The sequence below is a fragment of the Bacteroides sp. MSSM.1001136sp1_RTP21357st2_D2_RTP21359_211015 genome (assembly GCF_040913205.1).
Taxonomy (GTDB): domain Bacteria; phylum Bacteroidota; class Bacteroidia; order Bacteroidales; family Bacteroidaceae; genus Bacteroides; species Bacteroides ovatus.
In genome coordinates this window covers 1-1,263 of the sequence record NZ_JBDFVF010000090.1, presented here as the reverse complement: position 1 = coordinate 1,263, position 1,263 = coordinate 1, and the positions used below count along the sequence as shown (strand labels likewise).

The 1,263-nt window shown below is 34.5% G+C and carries 1 protein-coding gene; it reads left to right on the top strand.

Annotated elements, in window-relative coordinates:
* Nucleotides 1–145: 145 nt before the first annotated feature.
* A partial coding sequence (locus AB5217_RS24875) for an ISAs1-like element ISBaov2 family transposase (RefSeq protein WP_032844891.1) occupies nt 146–1,263 on the top strand: 1,118 nt, incomplete at its 3' end.

The window sequence follows — 1,263 nt, the reverse complement described above, 5'->3', positions numbered from 1 at the left end:
CAGGGAAAACGCATTATACTCTTTCCTTAATCTTTTATACATTTATCTTACACCAATATTGTCTTTTCATCTTATTAATAAGATATTTATCTTTCATTTACAATATTATTTGAGTACATTTACGTGATTATAAATCACAATTAAAATGAAGCAAGAAACTAAAAGAAAGATTGAGATCAGCAACCTACATGAATTTGCTGATTCATTAATATTGATAGATAACCGGATAGACCGTTGTAAAAAACATCAGGCCAGTACCATTGTTCTTATTGCAATTTCTGCTGTTATATGTGGCGCTGATACTTGGAATTCAATAGAAGACTTTGGTAAAAGTAAAGAATCTTTTTTTGCAGCCAAGCTTTCCAATTTTAATGGTATCCCTTCCCATGATACATTTAATCGCTTTTTCTCGGCATTAGATCCTTTAAAATTTGAAGAATCTTATAGGCAATGGGTCCAAAGCATTCTCAAATGTTATTCGGGGCATATAGCCATTGATGGTAAAACCATACGAGGAGCCTATGAATCCGAACAGGACAAGCGTCATCGTAAACAAGGAGTGCTTCCTGATTCGAATACGGGAAAGTACAAATTGCATGTCATCAGTGCATTTGCAACAGAACTGGGAATCTCCCTTGGACAGTTATGTACACAAGAAAAGGAAAATGAGATAGTTGTCATTCCTGAATTATTAGATATGTTGTGTATAAAAGATTGTATTATTACAATTGACGCTTTAGGATGCCAGCGTACAATTGCAGAGAAAGTCATAAAGGGAGAAGGTGACTACATTTTTATAGTGAAAGATAATCAACCGAAATTAAAGGAAATAGTACTGTCAGTAACAGAAAGTATTGTATCAAAAGGTACAACAGTACGATTTGACAAATATGAGACGCATGAAGAAGGACATGGCAGGAATGAGTCGAGAATCTGCTATTGCTGCAACGATCCTGGTTTTCTGGGAGCAGATATTAGAAAGAAGTGGAAAAATATACAGTCTTTCGGATATATAGAGAATACCAGAAATACAAACAAAGGCACTACAGTGGAAAAAAGATGTTTTATATCTTCCTTGGAACCTGATGCGCAGAAGATACTTAAAAATAGTAGAGAACACTGGGAAATTGAGAATAATCTACATTGGCAGCTAGATGTCAATTTCCATGAAGATAATACCAGAAGAAGAAATATATCAGCATTAAACTTCTCCGTACTGGCGAAAATTGCATTGGCTACATTAAGAAACAACAAAAGAGAGAT